This window comes from Bradyrhizobium sp. AZCC 1678, assembly GCF_036924765.1.
Lineage (GTDB): Bacteria > Pseudomonadota > Alphaproteobacteria > Rhizobiales > Xanthobacteraceae > Bradyrhizobium > Bradyrhizobium algeriense.
In genome coordinates this window covers 5,607,814-5,631,007 of sequence record NZ_JAZHSE010000001.1, presented here as the reverse complement: position 1 = coordinate 5,631,007, position 23,194 = coordinate 5,607,814, and the positions used below count along the sequence as shown (strand labels likewise).

Here is a 23,194-nt window from a genome sequence, read left to right as displayed (position 1 = left end):
GGGTCGCGGGCACTTGTCGCAAAGCAACCTAAATGAAGTCACGTTGTTTGGATTGGGTCCGCAACGTCCGTAACGGGGAATGAGTATGAAGAAGATTTTGCTCGGCGCTGCCGCGCTGGCCGCCATGGCGGCTCCAGCTTTTGCGGCCGACATACCGCCGCGGCCTTATACCAAGGCGCCTGCCTATACCGCGCCTCAGGTCGTCTATAACTGGACCGGGTTCTATATCGGCGGCCATGTCGGCGGCGCCTTTGCGGGTGACAACTCCCTGCAGGGCAGCGACGCCCGCTTCCTTGGCGGCGTGCAGGGCGGCTTCGACTATCAGTTCGCGCCGAACTGGGTAATGGGTGCCGAAGCCCAGTATAGCTGGCTGCCGAACAACAATAATAATGGCGTGCTGTTTCCGGGCGGCACCCTCGTGACGTCAAACACCGACCAGCTCGGCTCGGTGACCGGCCGGCTCGGCTACACTTGGGGTCCGGCGCTGCTCTACGCCAAGGGCGGTTACGCCTGGCGCGACGGCAACAATCTCGGTGTTTCGGTGGCCGGCGTGCCGCAAGGCTTCACCACCAACGGCAGCCACAAGGACGGCTACACCGTCGGCGGCGGCCTCGAATACATGTTCGCCCCGAACTGGTCGGCCAAGGCCGAGTACCAGTATTACAATTTCGGCAACACCACCTTCACGACGGGTCCTGCCGATATCGCCGGTCGCAGCTTCCGCAACGACGAACACACCGCCAAGGTCGGCGTGAACTACCGGTTTGGTTGGGGTGGGCCTGCTGCCGCCAGATATTGATACGGCGCTTCGTATCGTCACGACAAAGGCCGGCTTCACGCCGGCCTTTTTGTTGGGGGAATTGTCGGGGGCGAGCGTGCCTCGGTTGCTTTTTGGCGGGCGCGAAAGAATTTTCGCGCTGCATGCAACTTTTCGTCACGATCCGATATTATGGTTCCGGCCGGCTGGTGGGACAACGAACATGCGTGCTTTTGCGTTAGGGCTGATCTTTTCCGCAGCGGCGTTTCCGTGCCTTGCCCAAACTGTCCTGAAATCCGAACCGCTTATGCTTGCTCCCTATGAAGTCGCCTTCGTGCAGGATCCCGCGTGCGGGGCCGGCAAGGTGCGCAAGGTAACCGGCGCGATCAGGGGACTGCAGCGGCGCAAGGCCTGTGTCACTCTGGCTGCGGAACAGGCATCGCTGGTCTCGGCGACGCCGTAAATCGATTTTCTTTCCGCCTCGGATGTCGTCCCCGGCGAGCGGGGCCCATACGCCGAGAGCCGTCGTTTGCCCGGGTTGCCTACCTGGCCGCCGTCGCCCTTACGACGCCAACTGCAATTCCGTCTGCGCGTCGCGCTCGGCGTCGGCCTTGTTTCGGGCGGGGTCTTCATGCGGCTCGAGCTGGCACGGCTTGATCTCGTAATCATGGTCCAGCACCGGGCGAGGGGCGGTGCTGTCTTGCTCGGAGACGACATCGACCACGAGGCCGCTCTTCTGGGCAATCTTCCAGACGTCGGCCGCGGTGGGATAGGCCTTGCTCAGCTTGGCATCGTTTGAGAACAGCGCGTAGGGCATTGTCGACTCCGATAAAACGGTCAACGCGGAAGCGGGGTCCGGGTTTCAGGCTTGGCTGCCATGCAGCCATTCGACAGGCCGTTTCGGGAGCAAATTGGCTCGCTTCGGCCCATTTTCGTGGAGTCTCTGAGTCTTTAACGAGTCGTAAATCCCGGGAAAAAGAATCCCCGAGACTCGACCGCCAGAATCGCCGGATGTTTCCGGCCATGAGAACGAGCCTCCAGACCTCCTGCGAGCGTGTCCAACTCACGCTGACCGTCTGCCTGCTGGCCGCCTGCGCGGCCAACGTGGCGCTGGTCTATGCTTGGCTCTGAAAGGCTTGGCTCTGAAAGGCTTGGCTCTGAATTGGCTCTGAACATCGTGCGGATGCCGGGGAAGCGCGGTTTTTGCGCGCTGGGTCTGCCCGGGTTTACTTGCCCGGCCGCGTCGGCTGCTCGCCTTCTTTGAGAGCCGCGTGGACCTTCGCCATGGTCGCGCTGCAATAGGCCTCGCGCTCGCGGTTGAACCGCTCCTGATGGGCGCGGAAACTGGCGACCCGCGCCCTGATCTCGGACTGGAATTCTTCCCGCAGATCGGGACGCGCAGGAGGGGCCGGCCTCGATATCTCCCGCGGTATTTCCTGAGGTACTTCTGTTGATATGTCTTGTGATGCTTCTTTTGGCGCCCGGGCAACGGACGGGGTCGCCGCCAGCAGAAACTCAATGTCAGGAAGGGCCGCGGCCGCGCGGGTGGTTTCGGCCGCGCGTGTGGTTTCGGATCTCTCGACGGAGAGCGGGGCAACCGACGTGGTGACCGTATTCTCGGCCTCCGGCGTCTTGCCGGTCACCGATTGAACGAACGCCATCGTTTGCGCGATCAGGAGATCGCGTTCCCTCATCCATTTCATGAAACACCTCGGCCCAAGTCACTCCATCAAACGCCTTTTGTGGAATCAAGCGGGTGGAGAGGTGGCCGGGGATAACTGCCGCGCTTTTGCGCGCGAGGTGACAAAACGGTGACAGTTCGTGACCGGCAACGTGCACATGGTGGTGTCAATTTCGCTGCGGTTAGGACCGGGCGCAGCATGATCCCTCAACCAAGCCCCGGATCGCTTCCGCGGCCTCAGTGCGATCTTCGCGCTTGCTGAGCGCTTCCGTCGCCGCTCAACGCTCCTCCGAGCCGCAAGCTATGGGTTTGAAGCGGCATTGCTTTCCAAGCGGTCCGCAATCCAGTCAAAAATGAATTCGCTGGCAAGCGTTGGGTTGTCGGCGTGCCCTTGGGAGGCAGCCGTTTCCGCGCCCGTAAAAATTTTCAGCGTGATATCCTGCTGATCCGTCTTGAGTTGCTCGATCAGGACGTTCACGTGTTCTGGCTCCAGCCAGCCATGCTCGCCGATGGTAATCAAGATCGGACACTTTAGATTTCGTGCGATCCCGTTGGGTATGAGATTCGCGCGCGCATCAAGCGGCGCAATGTGGTTTGCCAAAAACGCCCGCTCCTGCAAATCCCAAATGCCGCCGTCACAAACGGCGGCAGCGAATCGATGGTCAAGCGCAACACCGCGCGCGACAAAAGAGCCCGAACCATCGCCGAGAATCGCTATTCGACGTTTATCAACGTCGTCCCTCGTTGTGAGATAGTCCATTATATAGGAGACAGCCGTCTCCAGATCAGAACGGCCGACCACATTTTCGAACTGTGCGCCGTTATCCATTCCCAGAAGGTCAGTGGCCAGCAGCGACATTCCGCGATTGCGGGCGTGGCGCGCCGTCTTGTAGAGGTACTCTTCCTTTCGATGTCCCGGTTCGCCGAGGCAAATGATGACAGGCGTTTGAGCCGACGCGGCTGGGGCAGGCAGGAAATAGCCCTCTAACGGATAGCGGCTCAGCCAGGGAATCTCGACAATTTCGCCAGCAGGGGTTCGATGCTCCAGGTAGCGACGGGCGCAGGTCCGCATCTTGGCGAGACCGGCCTGCAGTCTCTTGTCCACGAATTCAAGATCGAACACGGCCGCGCTATAATAGTTTAGGGCCCGCAGCCAGTTGCTTTGGGCCGTCAGAAAATGTCCAGCACCGAGAGCTGTATTGCCTCGCTCATTGTTGGCGTCGGCCGTCTTGTTCCATTCCCGGTACCAGGATTCGTGGTCCTTCGGATCTATCCGGCTTGCCGTGCGGAAGCATTCAGAAACAGTTGAGCCGCCTTCTTGAGCAGCACCCAAAAGCCGCAGAAATTCGGCAGACAGATCTTCGCTGTCCGGCCACTGGATCCACCCTTTTTGGTCAAAGTGACCGACCGGAATGGCCATCAAATCTGACTTTATTACTTAGGTTGATCAATACTCAACCAAGGCGTGCGTTTTCGCAAGCCAATTCGCGCCTCCGCGGTGCGGTCGAGTGTGCTGCGATTGGCCTTCCGCCGCTGATCAATGTGGCATACCAGATCTTCCATGAAAGCTCCCCATTCCCTGTCGGGGATCATTCAAAGAAGAAGAATCGATGGCTCGCTTGATATGGATCAATACGCATTGCAGCCAGAAACGGCGCGTGGAACTTTGGAATGCGCCCCTGCGCAACGGTGGACATCGTCCAGGCCGGAGTTCGGTGTTCGCTTTCTGACCGATTCGAAACGAGCCGCGCAGCGCAAGCGAATTCGATAGTACCCTGGTGAGATCTCTAGCAGGGCACGAGGTCGGCCGTTTGTGAGTTCAGGCTCATGCCCGAGACTCACTGACGCCCAAGACTTACTGACGCCCAAGACTCACTAACACCCAAGACTCACCAACGCCCGAGACTCAGATGTCCATGGCAACCTTCAAGCAGGCCTTCTCAAATTGATCCTTGAGGGACGCGAGTTTGCCGGTGAACTCGGTGAGTTCTCTATCGCTGAATTCCGCAAAGATAAATTTGTTAAGGGCTTCCTGCTGGGAGGCCAGGTTTGCGATGTGCTTGTATGACTTGTCCGTCAGTGACATTTTTACAACTCTGCCGTCGTCCTCCGAGGTCTTTCGGCGCATGAAGCCTTTCTTTTCAAGCATTTTCGACTGGGTTGTCACGAACGACGAGTCGACGTGAAGCATCTTTGACACCACCTTCACCGGAACTCCGTCGCCTTTGTCCAAGTCCGCCAGAGCCATCAGAATCATCCACTGCGGACCACTAACGCCAAGGGTCTTCGCCCAAAAATGCCGGAGTTGCTGGAGGTGCACATTGATTGAAGCGACCTCCCACGCGAATCGCTTTGCCAGGTCCTGATTCCTTGCAGAGGGCTGAGGTTGATCGGAATTCTTCTCCACGACTCGTGAATTCATCTGCTTTTCGATGCCCCTTTTTTTCACCGATCTTGCATCGATGCACATTGGAAAATTCAATAATGAAATCATTGAACTAAATCACCTTAAACATCGGTATGATTCCTAGCAATTGTCCTGTTTTCGACCTGTTGCTGCAAGGACACAGGCGCCGACCATAACGATGCATGAGTACATAAAGTATTTTGATTAACTTAGTTGTGAAGGCATAGTCCTCGTGACGACTGGGGGGTCCTAGATCGTCCCGTTCTAGGTGGTTCGCTTAAGTCCCTCGCGCTGATGCGGGAGTGTCCGAAGGCGCGAAGCGGCTGGGCGGGTTTTTATGGGGGACAAGGGAACCAACCTTAGGGTGCTTCACCCAGCGGATCCGGAACCTTCCCTACAGAGCAACTTGGAGGTTTAACATGAAGATGGTTAAGAGCCTTATTCTCGGCTCAGCGGCGGGTCTGATCGCCATGAGTGGAGCTCAGGCAGCCGATCTTCCCGTCAAGGCCAAAGCGGTCGAGTACGTGAGGATCTGCTCCCTGTATGGCGCGGGTTTCTTCTATATCCCGGGCACCGACACCTGCATCAAGCTGGGTGGTTATCTGCGCGTTGATACAACGTTCAACGGCGCTCCTTACAATGAGCCGGCCTGGGCCGGCGATCTGGGTCAGGGCAATCGCTATCGCGATTACTTCGCCTCCCGTTCCCGTCTGGCGTTCACGATCGATACCCGCACTGCCACCGAGTACGGCGTGGTTCGCACCTTCGGTCAGCTGGATTGGTCGTTCGCCTCGCCGAGCGGCAGCTTCAGAGAAGTGGGACCTACCGGCCAAGCCGGTGGCCTTAACAACGGCCAGCAGATCGCGACGGAAATGTTGTTCATCCAGTTCGCTGGGTTCACCTTCGGTCGTTCGGCTTCGGCCTATGCGACGCCCTGGCATGGTTATCCAGGCAACAACACCTCGTTCCTGGTTGGCGGTCATGACACCGTTACCGGCACGAACAACATCCAGTACACTGCTCAGTTCGGCAACGGCGTGTCGGGCACGATCGGTCTAGACGACCCGCTCGCGTTCAACCGCATCAGCGTGTACAACCTTGCGAACACCTCCGCCGCCGGCGTCGTTACGCTCGCGTCGCTTACCGGCACGGGCTCTAGCGGCAACGCCTACGCTGGCACGCATGTTCCCGACATCGTCGGCAACATTCGGGTCGATCAGGCTTGGGGTCTGTTCCAGATTTCGGGCGCATTGCATGAGGTTAACGGTTCATACAATGCTCTGACACACGTGGTGACCGGCGGCCTTGTTACGCCGTTTGGGGGACCGACATTCGGTGCGAATGGTCTCTCTGAAATCTCTGGCCACCCCGAGAGCAAGTTTGGCGGTTCGGTGATGGCTGCCTTGCAGATCAAGAACATCCCGACTGGCGCCGGCGACGACATCAAGATGGATGCCAGCTGGGGCAAGGGCGACATGAAGAACATCATTGGCACCAGCGCTGGCGTACGGGCCTTCAATATGTTCGGCGGCGGCAGTGGCGGCGCGTATCAGAGCATCGGCTTCGCCAACGCAACCGACGCCGTCTATCTTCCGACATTCGCCGGCGGTGACGGCACGCTGCATCTGACCGAAGGTTTTGGTTTCCGTGGTGCGTTCAACCACAACTGGGATCCATACTGGTCGACCAGCCTGTTCGGCGGCTACGCTGCCATTCGCTATGATGGCACGGCGAAGAACTTTTACTGTGCGGCCTACGCTGCGAGCAACCTCGGCGCCCAGTCTGCGGATTTCAGCTGCAACCCCGACTTCAATCTCGCGCAGATTGGTCTGATCACCCGCTGGACTCCCGTCAAGAACCTGACGTTCTCGGCCGAAGTGCTCTATTTCCACCTCGACCAGAAGTTCACCGGTTCCAAGGTTCTGACGCCGACGGCTCCCAAGCCGACTGCCGTCTACAACTACGCGGACCAGGATACGGTCAGCTTGAACGTTCGCGTTCAGCGCAACTTCTGATCGCATAATCTAACGATAGTCCAGGAGAGCCCCCGGCAGGAAACTGCCGGGGGTTTTTGCTGTTATCCGTGCTTCAGGATGTTGGACGACGATCCTCGGAAAGCAGAACGTTCTATCTGTGGGCGAGCGAATTAGTTTCAAAATGTGATTTGATAATGTGAGTTAGTCATGTATTGTGATCTCCAGGTAGCCGCCAAAATCGTTTGACGGCCTCTTAGTCTCAAGGAGACGCAAAGCTTCTTTATGATAAACCTCCGAAACCTCCGGCAATGCCCTGCCGGAGGTTTTTAATTTTTGGGACCTGTTGAGCGGATGGCAGCCAGAGCGGCGCAGGATCATCGGGGGAAGTGACCGTGCGAACCATGCTGATCCGGTTCGCCGCCTCGTGGGGGCTGCGGCGGCCTGACCATGCTGCAAACCATCAGTGCCCCATCAGTGCCTGGCGGATCGCGGCTCGAGGATAGTGTCGTATTTCGCTTCATTCTCAGAGATCGCTGGGTGCGGCCTCAAGCAAGACATGGTGCCGGTTGAGAGGATTGAACTCCCGACCTTCGGTTTACAAAACCGCTGCTCTACCGCTGAGCTAAACCGGCGAATTGGAGTGATCGGTGAGCGGTGAGAACATCCCGCATTGGCCCCGATCTTCGGCGGCTCGAATACCAGACTTGGCCGCAAAGGGCCAGAACCCCGATATCCGTCCCGGCATGAAAAAGCCGGACATTTGGCCGGCTTCCCATCGCAAATTCTGCTTGCCTTACTGGCAGGGATGCCTCCGGCCATCCTCGCCGCGGAACCAGGTGCCGGGGATGCAGACAAAGCCGTTGCGGTGGGCATAGGCATCGCCGCCGATCGGAGCGATGCCAGCCGCCGTGCCGGCCGCGCTGCCGACGACGCCGGCCGCGACATCGCCCGGCCAGAAGCTGCTGTTGTTGTCCCAGCGGTTGTAGCTGTCCCGCCAGGTGCGATCCCGATAGACTTGGTCTCGAGAGACCTGCCGCTGGTAGCTGTCGGTATAGGGATTTCCCGGTCCCTTGTTCGGGCAGTTGGCGTTTGGATAGAACTGCGCGCAATAGCCGGGATTGTAGATAACCTCCTGCGCCATCGCAGGACTTGCGAGCGCGGACGCAAGGATCGCGGCGGCGCCGAGAATTGCTGATCTTGTCATTGTGATTGCTCCGATGTCAGGTCGGAGCCCAACCGGAGGCGTTATCGGATGTTCCGATTCGAGGATTGTGCAATCGTCAAAACCGATGTGAAGTTCCGGCTGCCCATCATTTGAAGGATCATGGAATTTCATGCAGGTGCGCGACGTCGATTACCGCTGCGGCGAAACCAGTTTGCGCGGTTATCTCGCGCTTGACGAGAACGCTGCCGGGCCGCGGCCGGGCGTCGCCGTATTTCACGAAGGGCTCGGGCTTGGCGAATTCGCGATGGAGCGCGCGCGCCGGCTCGCCGGTCTCGGCTATGTCGCGTTCGCCGCCGACATGTTCGGCGACCGCCGGCAGGCGACCAACCTGCAGGAGGTCGCGACCCTGGTCGGCGAGCTTCGCGCTGAGCCGGAAAAACTCCGCGCCCGTGGTCGCGCCGCGCTCGAAACACTCGCCGCGTTGCCGCAGGTCGATAGCCAAAGACTGGCGGCGATCGGGTTCTGCTTCGGCGGGTCGGTGGTGCTGGAGCTGGCGCGCGAGGGCGCCGAGCTGAAGGCGGTGGTCAGTTTCCACGGCGTGCTGGCGACAAAGCTGCGGGCGCAACCGGGGCTGGTGAAGGCCAGCGTTCTGGTCTGCACCGGGGTGGACGATCCCCTGGCGCCGCCTGATCAGATTGCGGATTTCGAGAATGAAATGCGCACTGGCGGCGTAAAGGACTGGCAGGTCATCGCCTACGGCAACACGCTGCACGGCTTCACCAACCCGGCCGCCGACGGTTCGATGATGCGCACCGCCTTGTATAACGAACAGGCCGACCGCCGCTCCTGGGCGTCGATGAAAAGCCTGTTCGATGAAGTCTTGACCTGACAAAGGCTTCCAACTGGTATTTCATGGCGTTTTCAAGCGAAGCATGCCCCCAGACTTGATCCGTAGGTGGGCACCGGCTCGCGTGAAGAAAACGCGTCGAAATCAAAATTAGAAGTTCAGCTTTGAGCTGAACTTCAACTGATGCAGCGGGTAGCAGGGGGCGTATGTTCGGAATTCTGGGGCTGGGGTTTTTGCTGGGCATGCAGCATGCGCTCGAGGCCGATCATATCGCCGCCGTCTCCAGCATCGCCGCGCGCCGCAGCCATGTGGCCGATATCGTCAAGCACGGCCTGACCTGGGGGCTCGGCCATACGCTGACGCTGTTCGTCTTTGCAGGCTGTGCCATCCTGCTCGGCCGCGCGATCCCCGAAACCATTGCCCGGCCGATCGAGACCGCCGTCGGTGTCATGCTGGTCGGCCTCGGGGCGCATGTGCTGTGGCGTCTGTGGCGCGACCGGGTGCATTTCCACCGGCACGGCCATGGCGACGGCACGGTGCATTTCCACGCCCACAGCCATGCCGGCGAAACCAGCCCGCATGCCCGTGCGGCCCATGCCCACGACCATGGCTTCCGCTGGCGCACACTACTGGTCGGGCTGATGCACGGCATGGCGGGCTCGGCTGCGCTTCTGGTGCTGGCGGTCACGCAGGCGTCCAGTCCCGCGCTCGGCCTCGGTTACGTCGCACTGTTCGGCGTCGGCTCGATGATCGGCATGGGCGCGCTGTCGACGGTGATCGCGGTGCCGCTCGCGGTCTCCGCCCGCTCGCTCACCTGGGTCAATCGCGGCCTGCAGGGGGCGGTGGGGCTTGCCACCGTCGCGATCGGAATTATGACTGTCTATGAAACCGCTTTCGCGTAAGGGACGATAGCAATGGATCGCCGCAATTTTCTGGCCGGAAGCGCCGCATGTTCGCTCGCAGCGATGACGGGCAAGGCGTTCGCGCAATCGGGCCCGCTGACCAAAATCATCTTCCCGTTTGCAGCCGGCGGCAGCGGCGACCTGCTATGCCGCCAGCTGGCGCAATATCTGCCTGCGCTCCTTGACCGCAATTTCATCGTGGAGAACCGCACCGGCGGCGACGGACTGATCGGCATCCGGGCGGTAAAGGGCGCGAATCCCGACGGCACCACGATCCTGATGACGACTGGCCCGACCATGTACCTGCTGCCCATGGTGGAGAACCAACCGAGCTTCGACTCCGCCAAGGATTTTGTGCCGGTCTCGCAGCTTACCCGCTTCGAATTCGCCGTGGTCGCGAGCCCCGCGATCGAAGTCAAAGACTTCAAGGAATTGGCAGCCTGGTTGAAGGCGAATCCCGGCAAGGCGACTTATGGCACTCCGGGCAGCGGCAACATCCCGCATTTCACCGGCTGGCAGCTCGAGCAGGCGCTGGGCTTGTCGATGACCAAGGTGCCGTATCGTGGTTCGGCGCTGATGGTCAACGATCTGATTGCAGGTCACCTCCCGTTTGGCATCACCACGGTTTCCGACACGATCACACAGCACCGCGCCGGAGGTTTGCGGATTGTCGCCGTGGCCAGCGAGACCCGTTCTTCGTTCTTGCCGGACATCCCGACTCTGAAGGAGAGCGGCGTCAATCTGGTGGCGGACGGCTGGTACGGCATGTGGCTGCCGGCCGGCAGCTCGCCAGAGTTCGCAAAGAAGCTGAGCACGGCCGTCGCCGAGGTGTTGGCGAAGTCCGAGGTGAAGGAAAAGCTGCTCGCGGTCATGCTGATTCCGGTTGGCTCCACGCCGGAGCAGTTGACGCAAAGGCTCGCGGCTGATCACGCCTTGTGGCAGCCGATCGTGAAGGCGACCGGCTACAAGATCACGAATTAGAATCGCCGCTCGCGCCCGTAACGTTACGCGCAGATGCTGCGGAGATCGGGTTGGCGGCCCGCATCCTGGCGCGATGCTTCGCGCGTCGATGACGTATGGCGCGCTCCACCGCTGCGATCAAAGAGGCGACCCAATAATCAAGGATCCAGCCGGCCTGGCCAAGCTCTCGCTTGCTTTGTTTTGCTCGTAATGTCTGCGTCATGACCATGTACCCTTGCCGCCGGTGAGCAAGTCCTCCCGGCGGCTCAAGATGTTTGCTGCACGTTCGCCGTCCCTTATCGCCGTGCTTCGAGAACGATGTTGAAGGGCGTCTCGGCCGCGATCCGGATGCAACTCGCGGCGGGTCTGCTGGCTTCGGGGCGCGATCCGATCGCGCGCGTGGCAGAGGCGGTGGGCTACGATTCCGAGGCCGCCTTCAATCGTGCGTTTCGCAGGACGGTAGGGACGCCGCCGGCGGCCTGGCGGCAGGCGCATGTAGTGTCGGAGTAAGTCGCCATCTATGGCGTGGGCTCCTCCAAGGCTTCGTTCCGATCTTCTCCCTGATCGCGCCGAGGTCCCAGACGAGTTGGTTCAATCCGGATAGGTCCTGGGGCCGTCGCCCACTTCTCGTGGGAACAATCGCGCCAGTGCTCAGTGGACGCTTGGCTGAACGGCAACATTTGCTGGAAAAATTGTCGCAAGATGTGCCGGTTCCACGGGCCCATATACCATGTTAGTTGCCTGAATTACCGCATGATTTGTCTACGCTGCGGCGTCTTCGCGCTCAATGAGCCGGGAATACCACCGTGGCCGCGCTTTGACTTGACGATGATTCCCAAGTTTAACTCTAGCTATCGAGGCAGGGGTGTCGGCTTTTTTGTTTGATTCAGTTTAGCCGCGGCTGCCGACGGCAGGGAGAGCACCGCATGAGTTCATATTTTCGGCGGCAGCTTGCGGAGTACGTTGAATACCATCGTGACCCCTGGAATTGCGCGATGCATGTCTTCGGCATCGCGTTCTTGTTCCTGGCCGCCGTTCTTCCGCTCAGCCTGTGGTCCATCACCGTATTCGGGTTCCAGACCAGCGCGGCGACCATCGCTGTCGTACCGGTGCTCATCTACTGGTTCCTGCTCGACTTCGCGCTCGGAGCCGCGATCCTTGGGGCCGCAATCATGTTGCTCTCAGTCGCTGCCGTGATCGTTAGTCATGCGACGACTGCTGGCATGTGGTCACTTACGGCCATCCTGATTGTCGTTGGGGTCGCATCGCAGATTGTTGGGCACCGCGTGTTCGAGCGGCGGCAGCCGGCGCTGGTCGACAATCCGACCCACCTTTTGCTCGGACCAATGTTTGTCATGGCGAAGCTGTTTATCGCGCTGGGCTTTCGGCGCGATCTCGCTATCATCATCCAGGGGCAACCGCGAGGTGCTACATCGTGATCTCAAATAGCTCAGCTTGAGTGCACCCGCAGCATGACGCGCATACTCGTCACAGGCGGCAGTGGGTTCATCGGAAAGCACCTCGTCGCGGCGCTGATCGTGCGAGGTGGGCGGGTGAGGGTTCTCGATCTTCAGCCACCACCCCGCGCCTTGACGCAGGTTCAGTATGTCAGTGGATCGGTACTTGATCGCGACCTAGTGGACCGAGCAATGGACGGGGTCGACGAGGTCTATCACCTGGCCGGCCTACCGGGGATGTGGCTGCCGCGAAAAGCTGATTTTCACACCGTCAATTGCGGTGGCACCGAAATCGTCATTGAGACGGCGCGAAAGCGCGGCATAAGGCGCTTCCTGCACTGCTCGACGGAATCCATTCTGTTCCGTGCCTCGCCATCGATGGTTCCTGTCGCTGACGATGCGCTCTTGCCGGACGACATGCCGGGTCCATATACGCGCTCGAAAATGCTCGCCGACCGATTCGCCATGCAGGCGGCCGCATCCGGATACCCGGTGGTGATCGGCTGTCCCACCATGCCGGTCGGGCCTTACGATCACAACGTTACGCCGCCGACGGCAATGCTGCGGTATTTTCTCAAGCGACGCCTTCAATTGCATCTTGATTTTGTCGTGAACCTCGTCGATGTGCGCGACGCCGCCGAAGGGCTGATCCTTGCCATGGAGCGCGGACAGGCTGGACATCGCTACGTTCTCGGCGGCGAAAGCATGCCGCTAAGACAGGTTCTCGAACTCATGGCTGAGATCAGCGGACGTCGCGTCCGGTGCATTCACGTGAACGGCAAGGTCGCCGAAATGGTCACTGCAACGCTGGAGTTCATCGCCGATCACGTGACGCGCCGGCCCCCGTCCGGTACGGCCGAAGGCGTTCGTATCGCATTGCGGGCAGGGGCCTTGTCGATCGAGAAAGCACAACGAGAGCTGGGCTATGCGCCGGGCGCCGTCGAACCTGTGTTGCGGGAAACCATTGCGCATCTGCTCGATGCCGGCCACCATCAGCCTGAATGGAGCTCAACGCCGAGTAGTCGCGCTCGATCGCTTCACATCGAGCGCCGGTTTGGCGGTTGATTCAATCGCTCACTGAAGGTCCGCAACATGCTGCACGATCCTGGCCAATGGTTCGCTTTCGCCTTGAGTGGCTGGACCACTACCTGGCCCACACAGTTGCTCGCCGTCATCTGGATTTTGTGGGTCGTCAGTTGGGTTTTGGCGTCGTTCTGGTCCGGTCAAACCAAGAAACACGTGATGACCTGGGACTCGCTCAAATACCGGCTCCCCATTTTCGCAGGGGCAATTCTTTTCTTGCCATTGACCGGCAAGGTTCTGGGGGAAAAGCCGCTCTGGCAGTTTGGCAGCGTTGGCATCTACGCGCTGGCGTGCCTGGTCCTTGCGGGGATCTCGTTCACATGGTGGGCGAGAATTCATCTCGGACGTTTCTGGTCGAACGCGATCACACACAAGGAAGGCCATCAGGTCATTGATACCGGCCCCTACGGGCTGGTGCGCCACCCGATCTATACGGGGCTTATCTTTGGGATGTTGGTGACGGGTGTCGCGGTCGGAACAGTGACCGCGATGCTGGGTGCGATGCTGATCTCGCTCGGGATGTCGTTGAAGGCCCGCATGGAGGAAGGCTTCCTCACGGCTGAACTCGGTGCGGATGCCTATGGGTCGTATTGCCGTCGCGTTCCGATGCTGATTCCGTTTCTGCCGCGCTCCTGACGCCGCAGAATACCCTGTAAGTTACCGTTTCGGAGGCGTCGCCGCTGATGTCGTGACAGGCGCAACGAGACGCCGCGGAACAAAGACGCGCTGGCCAACTGACAGCGGCGCACTCTCCGAGTACTGATTGACTTGGGTAAGTGACCACAGCGGCACATGGTTAAGTGCTGCAAGCCTCTGCAAGGTATCGCCCGAACGGGCGAATTGCTGCGTGCCGCTGTCCCACAGCTCGATTGGGGCATTGGGAGGAACGACGTAGCGCAGCGGCACCGCCTCTCCACCGGTTGGCAAAGGCGTCGTCGCAAGTTGCGCAATTGCCGTCACCAATTGCTCGTGGACGGAATCCATCTTGTCGATGTTGATGTGGGTGACTTCCTCGTGCTCCTTCAAATCGAAGCTCGCGTAGTGACCCCGGTAACCCGGCTCCGCAACCACATCTCCGCCGCCCAATACGCTGTCGGACAGGAAAATGTTGATGTAACGCTCGACGTTCAGCGGCACCTTCGGACTTGCGTGAGCCGGATCAATGGTGACCACCAGGCTAACCGGGATGTTTTCGGACTTCAGTATCCCGGCGAACGTCAGGGCACAAAGTCCGCCCATCGAATGACCGATCAGGACGACCGGAGCGGCATTGTCACGGTAATCGCGGATAGCCTGATCCGCGATCAGCCGGCAAATGGTGAATTCGTAGACGTCAGCCCGGATGCCGGCTTGTTCGAGGCGCTTGGTCAGATGGTCCATCCCGCGCGAAAAGATCGGCCCGAGCGCGCCGCGGAACAGGTAGACGCGCGCCTGCGGCTGGGTCGCGGCTGGCAGCGCGACGGGGGCGGTCGTCGCGGCAGCATTGGTCGAGCGTGCGACCGGACCGGCGAGTGCCAGATTGCAAATGGTCGAGAAGATGCAAATGGAAAGGGCTGTACGGATCACCACGGCCGCAATCTGCGTCGGATTTCTCATGTACATTCCGCTCGCGATCTAGACGTAAAGGTACGCCGGACCATGAATGCCGGCGGGCCACGCCACCCAGCGCGTTGCGGGTGATCTATCGCTGGGGAATTGGCGGAATTGCGGCACTCGTCGCTTTGGCGACGGCGTTCGAACTGCCGCTACTAACGTACCGCTGCGGTGCTTGCCGTGCCAGGTCTCGGTGCGCTTGCCGCTCCAGCCTGCCGCGGCTTCTGCACCCCTGAAGCCGGTACAGACCGGCCGAAGACGACAGCGTCGATCTCGCTTATCACCTTCCGCTGCATGATCTGGTTCTTTTCGATGGACATGTGCCCGACGCCAGGAACGTTCTGCACATCGATGTTCTCAAGCTTGCCTTGGAATTGCGCGGTCTTTGCGACCGGCTCGCCGTTGCCGTTGGCGATGTAGAAATTTACGTAGCGTCCCACGCGCCCCGAGAGCTTGGTGCGAAACACCGAATCCAGGCCGATTGCCAGCTTAACGGGAGCGCCAAGCTGGTCCAGCCTGGCGACCATGTCGGGCAATGCGGTCGCGCCCGAGGAATGCCCGACCAGAATGATCGTCTTGATCCTGCCACTTTTGTATCCGGCGGCGGCTTCGTCGGCGAGCGACGACCAGGAGGCGAAGTTCGCGACAGTGACCGGAATGCCTTGCGCCCGTAGCTGTGCCGCGATGTCATCGAGACCCAGAGAAAAAATATTGAGCACGCCGCGGAGCAGATAGACGTGAGAAGTCGAGGCTGCCGACGCGGAATTCGGTGCTGCCAGCACGGGACTTGCGCCGATCGGCAGGAGCAGCAAGATCGCGATCACGATCGTTTGCAGTCGACGCCAAGATGCCTGGCGGGAACAGGATGACCAGCCGACAGATCCGATATTGCCGCGATAGGACTTCATTGCGCTCCTCAAGGGGACTGCAAGTGTTTCGCCGGGCGACCGTAGCGCCGGCGCGCCCGGAACCGCAATAAACGTGGCGTGAGCGGCCGCAATTTACCAACGCGGCGTGTCGCCGCCGCAACACTCGTTTCCGACCCCTGGTTTGCGCTAGCCGCCCGGAGCAGAATGCAATCGTGCCCCGGTCGCGGTACCGAAGCGCAACAGACGGCTACAATCAGATGTCAAATGCAGAAATTGAAATGAGGGGAACCCACCAGACTCAGTTAGATTCCGTGCAGCTTGAATTTGGCAGGGGGCACTGATGCCATACTTCAACTTTGATCTCGTCATAGGCGCGGAGTTCAAAAACCAGGGCGGCATGTATCTCGAAAACACAGAAAACGCGATCGATAAGGCCGAAAGCCTCGCGAGCGAGCTTTGCATCGTTCGCCCCGAGCTGTGTTCCACCGGATGTGCTGTGCGTGTCACCGACGGAGACAGTAACGAGCTCTACCGTACTCCGGTCAACCGGCCGCTGATGGAATCGTCCGTCGCGCACGATGCGTCGTAAGCGCACGAGATCGAATTGGTCTGAAGTGTAGACTACGGCAAGGGCAGTAGTTGAGTTGGGAGCGATTTCTTATCGAGGGGGCAGTTCGTTCGGCCCTTGGCGGACGGGTTCTGCGCTGCAGATTTGTTGGAATGGTTCGGATCAGATGCCGATGACTCGGTCGTGCTCATAGACTCGGCCAAGTCGGCATTCGATGACCATTCCACGTAACTAACAACGGCGAACGTAAGGGCGAATAGGGTGAAAAGCCCAACCACCACTATGGTGCCGATTCCCTGCCAATCGATTTGGCTATTGAACAATGGCATGGCTCGTCTCCCGCAGCCGGGTTTGCGACGGCCTTAGATCAACTCGCGGTTCTCGAATGTGAGCTGCCTCACGCCTCACGCTCACTTGATGCCGAGACAGAACGCCGGACGTCTTTTGCCTGGGCTAATCCGTCGTGCAATGCGCATCACTGGTCTTATGGCTTGATCCCGATCTTCTCTCTGATGGCGCCGAGCTCGGCCTCGTCCCAGATGCCGATCAGCACGCCGTTCTTTACCTGCAGTTGCTGGGCCGCATAGGCAGCGATCTTTGCGTTTGGCGTCGTGACGTGCATCTTTTGATGCAGCGCCCAATCGAATAGCTCTAACTGCAGCAGCGCCGCGATGCCCGGTCGGGAAAGGATGACCACCGGTCAAATCTGGTGTCGCGGCGATATGGCTTCATTGCTCTCCTCGAAGGGCGGCGCCGGTGCCGGCGACAAGTTCCGCGGCCGACCGCAATCTAATCGTGCAGCTTTATACCCGCTTCTCTAACCAGCTTCGCCCATTTCGGAATCTCATCATCAATAGCGGCGGCGAATTCCGCAGGTGAATTCCCAATCGGCTCGATTCCAAGATCACCGAAGCGCTTGCGTATGTCGGGGATGGCAAGAATCCTCGCTGTTTCGCGGTGCAGCTTGTCGACGATGGCCGGTGGAGTTCTGGCAGGCGCCAAGAGGCCGAACCATACCGTTACGTCGAAGTCAGGGAAGCCAGACTCTGCCATGGTCGGGAGATCGGGTGCGCCGGCATAGCGCTCCAACGACGTCACCGCGAGCGCCCTGACTTTCCCTTCGCGCGCGAGGGGCAACGCGCCGGTAGGAGGAGCAAACGCCATGCTGAGTCGTCCAGCGACCAGCTCCTGGGAAAAGACAGCACCGCGATACGGCACGTGCAGGATGTCGACTTTCGCCATGGACTTCAGCAGTTCCCCGGCGAGGTGCAGCGTCGAGCCAAATCCTGCGGACCCATAGGTGAGTGCGCCCGGTCGCGCGCGTGCGAGTGCCACAAGCTCTTGCACATTCTTCGCCGGCACGTTGTTGCTGACGATGAGGATGTTTGCGTAAGCACATAACTGAGAGATCGGCACAAGCTCCCGGACCGGGTCGAACGGCATCTTCTCATAGAGGCTCGGGTTAATGACAATAACTGGGGCGGCCGCGAGCAGCAGCGTATGGCCGTCGGGCTCGGCCCTTGCGACGCGCTCCCCGGCAATATTGCCGTTGGCGCCCACCGTGTTCTCGATGATGACCGGCTTGCCCCATGCCTGGAAAAGCCGATCGTCGAGCAAGCGAGCGACAATATCTGGAGACGTGCCCGGTCCGAAACCGACGACAATTCGAACCGTGTGGATGGGATAATCTAGCGCCTGTGCGACCGGCCCCGCCGTGACAGACATGACCAGAGTGGCAAGAACCAAAATCAATGAACGCAGAAGGTTCATGGCTGCCTCCCCCTCAGATGATCCTTCCGGGGCTATCGTGGCTCGGCGAAGCGTTTGGGTGGCTGTTGGCGACGGGCCCGGAGCAGCCCGAAGGGGCGCGCCCGCACGCTGGGCCGACACTGGCACGGCGAGCGTCTGGCGTAGTGAGGGCGCGATGAAATTCCGCCGAAATATCGGTGAAGGTGGTAAGATCGTATTTTGAAGGCGGTGGAGGTCAGGATGCATTCCGGCTCTCCCAGGGTGCTCTGCTTCAACGGTTATGCCCTTGACCTGCAGCGCTGCGCGGTCATGCGCGGCGGGCGGGAGCTTCAACTTCGGCCGAAATCCTTCGATGTGCTACGCTATCTCGCTGAGCACGCTGGCAGGCTCGTTTCAAAGGAAGAGCTGATCAGAGCGACGTGGCCCAACGTGTTCGTATCCGATGGCTGTCTCGTCCAATCCATCAAGGACATCCGCGAGGCGCTGTCCGACGATGCCCATGAGATCGTCAAAACCGTCCCGCGCCGGGGCTATCTGTTCGCGGCCGAATTATCCGATGGGGAACTGGATAGCCGACCTCCAATGATCGGTTCGCGTCATCAGGAGCTCACATTCTGCCGAACCCAAGACGGCGTCAACATTGCCGTTGCATGTGTGGGCCAGGGCATGCCGCTTGTGTGTATTCCCACCTGGGCCACCCACCTGGAGTACGACTGGCAGAGTCCTATCCGCGGACCGCTTTGGCGTTTCCTCGTCGACCGCGTCCGGCTTGTTCGTTACGATGGTCGAGGTTTTGGGCTTTCCGATCGAGACATCACCGATGTTTCGTTCACAACGTTCGAGCGCGACCTGGACGCGGTTGTGGATGCTTTGCATCTGCATCGTTACGCCATCCTGGGCATATCGCAGGGAGCCGCAATCGCCATCGCTCACGCTGCCCGCTATCCCGAACGTGTATCGAAACTGATCCTTCACGGCGGCTTTGCGTTGGGCCGCAACAAACGCGGCTCGCCGAAAGAGGCCGAAATCGCCAAAGCGTGGATTGCCATCATGCGACAGGGATGGGGCGACGATAACTCCGCTCTGCTAAGGATATTCAGCTCTGTCTTTCTTCCCGGCGCTTCGGCCGAGCAGATCAAGTGGTACGCAAACCTGCTGCGCCTCTCGACGTCAGTCGAAAACGCGATCATGAACCGATGTGCCGTTGACGAGATCGATATCGTCGATCTATTGCCGAAGGTATCTGCCCCAACCCTGGTCCTTCACTGTCGTAACGACAATGCAGCGCCGTTTAACGAGGGACGCCGCATCGCCACGTCCGTCCCGAACGCAAGATTCGCGGTCTTGGACTCAGAAAACCACGTCCCCATACCGGGCGAGCCCGCTTGGTCAAAGTTCATCGGCGAGATTGAGACGTTCTTGACAGGTGTCTGACGCTCGCGTTTCGACCGATCCGCGCGTTCGCATTGGGTCAAAGCCGCGTCTCGCCATGTCGGTTTTATTTGCAAATTTCTCGTCGTTTGGGCTCTGCGGCCGATGATCGCTCTTGAAATTCAACTGCGGATAATCCCGATCTTCTCCTTGATCGCGCCGAGTTCCGCTTCATCCCAGATGCCGATCAGCACGCCGTTCTTCACCTGCAATTGCTGGGCAGCATATGCCGCGATCTTCGCATTCGGCGTGGTGATGTGCATCCTCGGATGCAGCGCCCAGTCGAACAACTCCGATTGCAGCCGCGCCACGACGTCAGCGCAGGCGGGGTCGGCGCCGCGATCGGTCAATTCCTGCGGGTCGCTTTCGAGATCGTAGAGCATCGGGCGGAAGCCGGAGGCGTGAATGAATTTCCAGCGGCCGTCGAACACCATGAACAGCCGGCAGCGCTCGATCGGCTGGCCCAGCATCACGCGGACGTCCTGCATCGCGTAGTCGTATTCGGAGAACACGACCTTGCGCCAGTCAGCCGGCCGCTTGCCATGCAAAAGCGGCAGCAGCGAACGTCCTTCCAGAATGTGGTCCGGCGGATTGCTGCCGAAATAGTCGATGAAGGTCGGCGCCAGGTCGATCGCCTCGACCAGCGCATCGCTCACCGTGCCGCGCGTGCTGTCGGCGGCGCTTGACGGATCGATCACGATCAGCGGAATCTTGGCCGATTGCTCGTGGAACAGATCCTTTTCGCCCATCCAGTGGTCGCCGAGATAGTCGCCATGGTCCGACGTGAACACGATCATGGTGGTGTCGAGCAGGCCGCGCGCTTCGAGGAAGCGCATCAATACGCCCATCTGGTCGTCGATCTGCTTGATCAGGCCCATATAGGTCGGAATGACTTTTTCGCGCGCCTCGTTGCGCGACATGTTGCGGGAGTAGCGCATGTCCATATAGGCGGCGAACACGGGATGGGCGTTGGCGCGTTCCTCCTGCGAGCGGATCACCGGCTGCACATCCTGCGGACCGTACATGCTGGCGTAGGGCTCCGGCGCGATGTAGGGCCAGTGCGGCTTGATGTAGGACAGATGCAGGCACCATGGCCGCCCCACATCCTCGGCTTCCGCAATGAACTCCATCGCGCGCCGCGTCATGTAGGGCGTTTCGGAATGCTCGTCCGGCACGCGTGCCGCCTTGTCGGCGTGCACCAGCAGCCAGCCGTTCTGCAGGCTCCCGTCCTCGGCTGCGCCGGAATTGGCCCAGTGCTCCCACGGATTGGGGGCGTCGTAGCCGTGCTGGCGAAGATAATTGTCGTAGGCCGGGCGCGGCCGCCCGGTCGGGTGCAGGCCGTCATCGCGCTCATAGGGTTCGAACCCGCATTCCGACACATGCACGCCGATGATCGAGTCCTGGGGGATGCCGAGATTCTTCAGGCCCTCCAGATCCGGCGCCATATGCGTTTTGCCGACCAGCACGTTGCGGACGCCGATCTTCTTCAAGTGATCGCCGAGCGTCGGTTCGCCTATGCGCAGCGGCCAGCCGTTCCAGTGCGAGCCGTGCGAGCGCATGTAGCGGCCGGTATAGAACGACATCCGCGACGGGCCGCAGATCGGCGACTGCACATAGGCCTTCGAGAACAGAACGCCGCGCTTGGCCATCGCGTCGATGTTTGGCGTCTTCAGAACGGGGTGCCCGGTGCAGCCGAGATAGTCGTAGCGAAGCTGGTCGCACATGATCCACAGCACATTCTTCGCGGGCGTTTTGGTCGTCATTTCAGGCATTTCGGCTGGAGTTCGGAGGAAGCGGGAGAAGGCGGGATGGTGCGACATTGCCGCGCAAATAACAATCCAGCGGGCGCCAACTCCCGGGGTCGGCCTGCCGATCCCCTCGGCGTTAACGTTTGGATAGCGACTTTTCTCGCAATTGAACGGCGATCCATGCTGGCGCGTTAGCCTTACCGGCAGTTTGGCCGGCCGCCTTAACCCCTGAAACGGCGTGTCGGATTAAATTGGGACTCCAGGAAAACGGAATCCCAAGCGATGCGCGTTGCCTCGACACTGGCAATTTTGGCGGCGATGACGTCGACGGCCTTTGCCGGCGGCGGCTTCGAGATCGTGATACCAGGCCGCCCCGGCGTACCCGTCATCATTAATGGCGTCGATGCATCCTATGCGGTGGTCGAGGGCGATTGGGGGCTGGGCAAAGGCACCCATGTCGAGCCGACCGTCTACGGTGGTCGCTATGTCGATCCGGTGCCGCACGTCGGCCGCTATTATCCGAGCGCCGGCCGCATGCCCGGTTACGGGCGGCTCGAAATCGAACCGCCGGCGAACCGCAGATTGCCGCAGCCGGCCGAGAGCTATCATCAATCCTGGTCGGCGCAATCGGCGCCGCTGCCGGCGCAATCGAACGTCCCCGTCAATCCGCCCGAGATCATCTACGCGCCGCAGGAAGACAGGCGGAGGCCCCATCATTTTCCACGCTAAGAAAATTACAGCAACGAAAACACCAACAGGAGAGAGTAATGCGTCATTTGATTAAGGGATTGGTCGCCGCAGTCGCCGTCATGGCCGCTGCGCCCGCGATGGCCTGTGGCTACACCGGCTGCGCGCCGCAAGTGTATGTCGCGCCCGTCGCTGCGTATGGCTGCAACCCCTGCGGCGGCTGGGTCCGCGAGCGGCTGCCTGATCCGGAGCAGCAGTATTACTATGTCAACCAGGGCCCGACCTACACCGGTCCCGGCAATTGGGCGCCGCGCCCGGTCTATCGTGAAGGCGCGATCTCCGGCTACGGCTATGGCTATAACCGTCCGTACTATCGCGCACACCGCTACGGCTATTATCACGGTCGGCGCGTGCTGCGCCGCTATTACTGATCCGGTAAAAATCTGAAGCTTCAGCGCCCGTTCGCTTCGCGCGAGCGGGCGTTCTTCATTTCATCAGGCCCAATCGGCTCGCCCCGATATAGAGCGCGAGCACCGCGGCGTTCGACACGTTCAGGCTCTTGATCTCGCCGGGCATGTCGAGCCGCGCCACCACGCGGCAGGTCTCGCGGGTCAGTTGCCGCAGGCCCTTGCCCTCGGCCCCCAGCACCAGCGCCAGCGGCTGCTGTAGCGTCACCGCGCCGAGGTCCTCGCTGCCCTCGCTGTCCAGCCCAACCGTCATGAAGCCGCGGTCGTTCAACTCGTTGAGCGCGCGGGCGAGGTTCTGCACGGTCACCAGCGGTACCAGCTCCAGCGCGCCGGAGGCGGATTTCGCCAGTACGCCGGTGGCCTCCGGGCTGTGCCGGGCCGTGGTGACGATCGCTTTCACCGCAAATGCCGCCGCCGAGCGCATGATTGCGCCGACATTGTGCGGATCGGTGATCTGGTCGAGCACCAGCACGATGCCTTCCTGAGCCAGCGTATCGATATCGGGCGAGGGCAGGGGCTCGGCCTCCGCCAATAGCCCCTGATGCACGGCGTCGGGGCCGAGCCGCTGGTCGATCGCGTTCGGGCGGACGATTTCGGGGGGAACCCGGGTGTCGATATTCTCGTCCGCCAGGCGCTTTGCGGCGTTTTCGGTCAGGAACAGCTTTCGGATCTGCCGTTCCGGGTTGGCTAGGGCCGCCGAAACCGTGTGCCAGCCATAAAGAATCACCGGCCCGTCAGGGCTCGAATCCCGGTCCCGGCCCGGTGGACGGGCGAATTTCCGCCCTTTTTCGAAGGGTTTACCGCCGCCACGGCGGAACGGCGGTTTTCGGTCGCGATCGCTCATGGG

Annotated in this window: 26 protein-coding genes and 1 tRNA gene; 15 read left to right on the top strand and 12 right to left on the bottom strand. The window is 60.5% G+C overall.

Annotated elements, in window-relative coordinates; genetic code table 11:
* Window positions 1-85: 85 nt before the first annotated feature.
* Together V1294_RS27110 and V1294_RS38110 are read left to right on the top strand one after the other, a co-directional pair.
* Window positions 86-799 carry an outer membrane protein gene (locus tag V1294_RS27110; protein WP_334501433.1) on the top strand — a complete coding sequence of 238 codons (714 nt, stop codon included), beginning with the start codon at window positions 86-88 and terminating at the stop codon, window positions 797-799.
* The gene (locus V1294_RS38110; protein ID WP_442895389.1) at window positions 774-1,220 is read left to right on the top strand and encodes a hypothetical protein; all 447 of its coding nucleotides are present in this window, start codon (window positions 774-776) and stop codon (window positions 1,218-1,220) included. Before V1294_RS27110 ends, V1294_RS38110 begins: the two co-directional genes overlap by 26 nt.
* Window positions 1,221-1,319: 99 nt before the next feature.
* Here V1294_RS38110 and V1294_RS27100 read toward each other — a convergent pair whose 3' ends face one another.
* A complete protein-coding gene (locus tag V1294_RS27100) occupies window positions 1,320-1,574 on the bottom strand; it encodes a hypothetical protein (RefSeq protein WP_108516840.1) in 255 nt (84 codons plus the stop codon).
* 206 nt (window positions 1,575-1,780) lie between these two features.
* Between V1294_RS27100 and V1294_RS27095 the strand changes: the two genes are divergently transcribed.
* Window positions 1,781-1,888: a glucose transporter gene (locus V1294_RS27095; RefSeq protein WP_334479358.1), complete on the top strand. Its 108-nt coding sequence runs from the start codon at window positions 1,781-1,783 to the stop codon at window positions 1,886-1,888.
* A gap of 95 nt (window positions 1,889-1,983) precedes the next feature.
* On the opposite strand, the gene V1294_RS27090 is transcribed toward V1294_RS27095, so the two are convergent.
* The 3 genes from V1294_RS27090 to V1294_RS27080 all read right to left on the bottom strand — a co-directional run bounded on the left by V1294_RS27090 (window position 1,984) and on the right by V1294_RS27080 (window position 4,860).
* Window positions 1,984-2,460 carry a hypothetical protein gene (locus tag V1294_RS27090; protein WP_334501431.1) on the bottom strand — a complete coding sequence of 159 codons (477 nt, stop codon included), beginning with the start codon at window positions 2,458-2,460 and terminating at the stop codon, window positions 1,984-1,986.
* Window positions 2,461-2,739: 279 nt separating this feature from the next.
* Entirely contained in the window at window positions 2,740-3,858 is a 1,119-nt protein-coding gene (locus tag V1294_RS27085) for an alpha/beta hydrolase family protein (protein ID WP_334501428.1), read from the bottom strand.
* Window positions 3,859-4,344: 486 nt separating this feature from the next.
* Window positions 4,345-4,860 carry a MarR family winged helix-turn-helix transcriptional regulator gene (locus V1294_RS27080; protein ID WP_334504833.1) on the bottom strand — a complete coding sequence of 172 codons (516 nt, stop codon included), beginning with the start codon at window positions 4,858-4,860 and terminating at the stop codon, window positions 4,345-4,347.
* Between the two features lie 404 nt (window positions 4,861-5,264).
* Between V1294_RS27080 and V1294_RS27075 the strand changes: the two genes are divergently transcribed.
* On the top strand, window positions 5,265-6,860 hold the full coding sequence (locus V1294_RS27075) for a porin (RefSeq protein ID WP_334501425.1): 1,596 nt from the start codon (window positions 5,265-5,267) through the stop codon (window positions 6,858-6,860).
* 518 nt (window positions 6,861-7,378) lie between these two features.
* Here the strand turns inward: V1294_RS27075 and V1294_RS27070 are convergent.
* Both V1294_RS27070 and V1294_RS27065 read right to left on the bottom strand, forming a co-directional pair.
* Window positions 7,379-7,453: transfer RNA gene (locus V1294_RS27070), tRNA-Thr, on the bottom strand.
* Window positions 7,454-7,614: 161 nt separating this feature from the next.
* On the bottom strand, window positions 7,615-8,025 hold the full coding sequence (locus V1294_RS27065; protein ID WP_334501423.1) for a hypothetical protein: 411 nt from the start codon (window positions 8,023-8,025) through the stop codon (window positions 7,615-7,617).
* A 130-nt stretch (window positions 8,026-8,155) separates the two neighbouring features.
* On the opposite strand from V1294_RS27065, the gene V1294_RS27060 reads away from it, so the two are divergent.
* From V1294_RS27060 to V1294_RS27030, 7 genes are all read left to right on the top strand, one after another.
* Window positions 8,156-8,875, top strand: coding sequence for a dienelactone hydrolase family protein (locus V1294_RS27060; RefSeq protein ID WP_334501421.1), 720 nt, complete (start codon window positions 8,156-8,158; stop codon window positions 8,873-8,875).
* A 164-nt stretch (window positions 8,876-9,039) separates the two neighbouring features.
* Complete coding sequence (locus tag V1294_RS27055; protein ID WP_334501418.1) at window positions 9,040-9,735, top strand: HoxN/HupN/NixA family nickel/cobalt transporter; 696 nt, start codon at window positions 9,040-9,042, stop codon at window positions 9,733-9,735.
* A 12-nt stretch (window positions 9,736-9,747) separates the two neighbouring features.
* The gene (locus tag V1294_RS27050; RefSeq protein WP_334501415.1) at window positions 9,748-10,716 is read left to right on the top strand and encodes a Bug family tripartite tricarboxylate transporter substrate binding protein; all 969 of its coding nucleotides are present in this window, start codon (window positions 9,748-9,750) and stop codon (window positions 10,714-10,716) included.
* Between the two features lie 300 nt (window positions 10,717-11,016).
* Window positions 11,017-11,205 carry a helix-turn-helix domain-containing protein gene (locus tag V1294_RS27045; RefSeq protein ID WP_334501413.1) on the top strand — a complete coding sequence of 63 codons (189 nt, stop codon included), beginning with the start codon at window positions 11,017-11,019 and terminating at the stop codon, window positions 11,203-11,205.
* A 416-nt stretch (window positions 11,206-11,621) separates the two neighbouring features.
* Window positions 11,622-12,134 (top strand): Mpo1 family 2-hydroxy fatty acid dioxygenase, encoded by a 513-nt coding sequence (locus V1294_RS27040; RefSeq protein ID WP_334504831.1) that lies wholly within the window; start codon window positions 11,622-11,624, stop codon window positions 12,132-12,134.
* Between the two features lie 33 nt (window positions 12,135-12,167).
* Complete coding sequence (locus tag V1294_RS27035) at window positions 12,168-13,217, top strand: NAD-dependent epimerase/dehydratase family protein (RefSeq protein ID WP_334501411.1); 1,050 nt, start codon at window positions 12,168-12,170, stop codon at window positions 13,215-13,217.
* Window positions 13,218-13,244: 27 nt separating this feature from the next.
* A complete protein-coding gene (locus V1294_RS27030) occupies window positions 13,245-13,871 on the top strand; it encodes a methyltransferase family protein (RefSeq protein WP_334501409.1) in 627 nt (208 codons plus the stop codon).
* A gap of 21 nt (window positions 13,872-13,892) precedes the next feature.
* On the opposite strand, the gene V1294_RS27025 is transcribed toward V1294_RS27030, so the two are convergent.
* Both V1294_RS27025 and V1294_RS27020 read right to left on the bottom strand, forming a co-directional pair.
* Entirely contained in the window at window positions 13,893-14,831 is a 939-nt protein-coding gene (locus V1294_RS27025; RefSeq protein ID WP_334501407.1) for an alpha/beta fold hydrolase, read from the bottom strand.
* A 152-nt stretch (window positions 14,832-14,983) separates the two neighbouring features.
* Entirely contained in the window at window positions 14,984-15,652 is a 669-nt protein-coding gene (locus V1294_RS27020; RefSeq protein WP_442895388.1) for a hypothetical protein, read from the bottom strand.
* Window positions 15,653-16,037: 385 nt separating this feature from the next.
* Between V1294_RS27020 and V1294_RS27015 the strand changes: the two genes are divergently transcribed.
* Window positions 16,038-16,286 (top strand): hypothetical protein, encoded by a 249-nt coding sequence (locus V1294_RS27015; RefSeq protein WP_334501403.1) that lies wholly within the window; start codon window positions 16,038-16,040, stop codon window positions 16,284-16,286.
* 463 nt (window positions 16,287-16,749) lie between these two features.
* On the opposite strand, the gene V1294_RS27010 is transcribed toward V1294_RS27015, so the two are convergent.
* Together V1294_RS27010 and V1294_RS27005 are read right to left on the bottom strand one after the other, a co-directional pair.
* Window positions 16,750-16,962: a hypothetical protein gene (locus V1294_RS27010; RefSeq protein WP_334501401.1), complete on the bottom strand. Its 213-nt coding sequence runs from the start codon at window positions 16,960-16,962 to the stop codon at window positions 16,750-16,752.
* A gap of 92 nt (window positions 16,963-17,054) precedes the next feature.
* On the bottom strand, window positions 17,055-18,035 hold the full coding sequence (locus V1294_RS27005) for a Bug family tripartite tricarboxylate transporter substrate binding protein (RefSeq protein WP_334501399.1): 981 nt from the start codon (window positions 18,033-18,035) through the stop codon (window positions 17,055-17,057).
* A 219-nt stretch (window positions 18,036-18,254) separates the two neighbouring features.
* Here V1294_RS27005 and V1294_RS27000 point away from each other — a divergent pair, with 219 nt between their 5' ends.
* On the top strand, window positions 18,255-19,448 hold the full coding sequence (locus V1294_RS27000) for an alpha/beta fold hydrolase (RefSeq protein WP_334501398.1): 1,194 nt from the start codon (window positions 18,255-18,257) through the stop codon (window positions 19,446-19,448).
* 119 nt (window positions 19,449-19,567) lie between these two features.
* Here the strand turns inward: V1294_RS27000 and V1294_RS26995 are convergent, their stop codons facing one another.
* A complete protein-coding gene (locus V1294_RS26995) occupies window positions 19,568-21,208 on the bottom strand; it encodes an alkaline phosphatase family protein (RefSeq protein ID WP_334501396.1) in 1,641 nt (546 codons plus the stop codon).
* Between the two features lie 267 nt (window positions 21,209-21,475).
* Here V1294_RS26995 and V1294_RS26990 point away from each other — a divergent pair, with 267 nt between their 5' ends.
* Window positions 21,476-21,922 carry a hypothetical protein gene (locus V1294_RS26990; protein ID WP_334501394.1) on the top strand — a complete coding sequence of 149 codons (447 nt, stop codon included), beginning with the start codon at window positions 21,476-21,478 and terminating at the stop codon, window positions 21,920-21,922.
* Window positions 21,923-21,960: 38 nt separating this feature from the next.
* A complete protein-coding gene (locus V1294_RS26985) occupies window positions 21,961-22,311 on the top strand; it encodes a hypothetical protein (protein ID WP_334501392.1) in 351 nt (116 codons plus the stop codon).
* Between the two features lie 55 nt (window positions 22,312-22,366).
* Here the strand turns inward: V1294_RS26985 and rlmB are convergent, their stop codons facing one another.
* On the bottom strand, window positions 22,367-23,191 hold the full coding sequence (gene rlmB / locus V1294_RS26980; RefSeq protein WP_334501390.1) for a 23S rRNA (guanosine(2251)-2'-O)-methyltransferase RlmB: 825 nt from the start codon (window positions 23,189-23,191) through the stop codon (window positions 22,367-22,369).
* Window positions 23,192-23,194: the final 3 nt, after the last annotated feature.

Excerpts from the sequence above, each read along its gene's own strand:
- V1294_RS27005 (WP_334501399.1), bottom strand. The coding sequence starts at position 18,035 with ATGAACCTTCTGCGTTCATTGATTTTGGTTCTTGCCACTCTGGTCATG.
- V1294_RS26990 (WP_334501394.1), top strand. The coding sequence starts at position 21,476 with ATGCGCGTTGCCTCGACACTGGCAATTTTGGCGGCGATGACGTCGACG.
- V1294_RS27025 (WP_334501407.1), bottom strand. The coding sequence starts at position 14,831 with ATGAGAAATCCGACGCAGATTGCGGCCGTGGTGATCCGTACAGCCCTT.
- V1294_RS27015 (WP_334501403.1), top strand. The coding sequence starts at position 16,038 with ATGCCATACTTCAACTTTGATCTCGTCATAGGCGCGGAGTTCAAAAAC.
- V1294_RS27100 (WP_108516840.1), bottom strand. The coding sequence starts at position 1,574 with ATGCCCTACGCGCTGTTCTCAAACGATGCCAAGCTGAGCAAGGCCTAT.
- V1294_RS26985 (WP_334501392.1), top strand. The coding sequence starts at position 21,961 with ATGCGTCATTTGATTAAGGGATTGGTCGCCGCAGTCGCCGTCATGGCC.
- V1294_RS27095 (WP_334479358.1), top strand. The coding sequence starts at position 1,781 with ATGAGAACGAGCCTCCAGACCTCCTGCGAGCGTGTCCAACTCACGCTG.
- V1294_RS27000 (WP_334501398.1), top strand. The coding sequence starts at position 18,255 with ATGCATTCCGGCTCTCCCAGGGTGCTCTGCTTCAACGGTTATGCCCTT.
- V1294_RS27110 (WP_334501433.1), top strand. The coding sequence starts at position 86 with ATGAAGAAGATTTTGCTCGGCGCTGCCGCGCTGGCCGCCATGGCGGCT.
- V1294_RS27050 (WP_334501415.1), top strand. The coding sequence starts at position 9,748 with ATGGATCGCCGCAATTTTCTGGCCGGAAGCGCCGCATGTTCGCTCGCA.
- V1294_RS27040 (WP_334504831.1), top strand. The coding sequence starts at position 11,622 with ATGAGTTCATATTTTCGGCGGCAGCTTGCGGAGTACGTTGAATACCAT.
- rlmB (WP_334501390.1), bottom strand. The coding sequence starts at position 23,191 with ATGAGCGATCGCGACCGAAAACCGCCGTTCCGCCGTGGCGGCGGTAAA.
- V1294_RS27090 (WP_334501431.1), bottom strand. The coding sequence starts at position 2,460 with ATGAAATGGATGAGGGAACGCGATCTCCTGATCGCGCAAACGATGGCG.
- V1294_RS27085 (WP_334501428.1), bottom strand. The coding sequence starts at position 3,858 with ATGGCCATTCCGGTCGGTCACTTTGACCAAAAAGGGTGGATCCAGTGG.
- V1294_RS27035 (WP_334501411.1), top strand. The coding sequence starts at position 12,168 with ATGACGCGCATACTCGTCACAGGCGGCAGTGGGTTCATCGGAAAGCAC.
- V1294_RS26995 (WP_334501396.1), bottom strand. The coding sequence starts at position 21,208 with ATGACGACCAAAACGCCCGCGAAGAATGTGCTGTGGATCATGTGCGAC.
- V1294_RS27075 (WP_334501425.1), top strand. The coding sequence starts at position 5,265 with ATGAAGATGGTTAAGAGCCTTATTCTCGGCTCAGCGGCGGGTCTGATC.
- V1294_RS27030 (WP_334501409.1), top strand. The coding sequence starts at position 13,245 with ATGCTGCACGATCCTGGCCAATGGTTCGCTTTCGCCTTGAGTGGCTGG.
- V1294_RS27080 (WP_334504833.1), bottom strand. The coding sequence starts at position 4,860 with ATGAATTCACGAGTCGTGGAGAAGAATTCCGATCAACCTCAGCCCTCT.
- V1294_RS27065 (WP_334501423.1), bottom strand. The coding sequence starts at position 8,025 with ATGACAAGATCAGCAATTCTCGGCGCCGCCGCGATCCTTGCGTCCGCG.
- V1294_RS27055 (WP_334501418.1), top strand. The coding sequence starts at position 9,040 with ATGTTCGGAATTCTGGGGCTGGGGTTTTTGCTGGGCATGCAGCATGCG.
- V1294_RS27060 (WP_334501421.1), top strand. The coding sequence starts at position 8,156 with ATGCAGGTGCGCGACGTCGATTACCGCTGCGGCGAAACCAGTTTGCGC.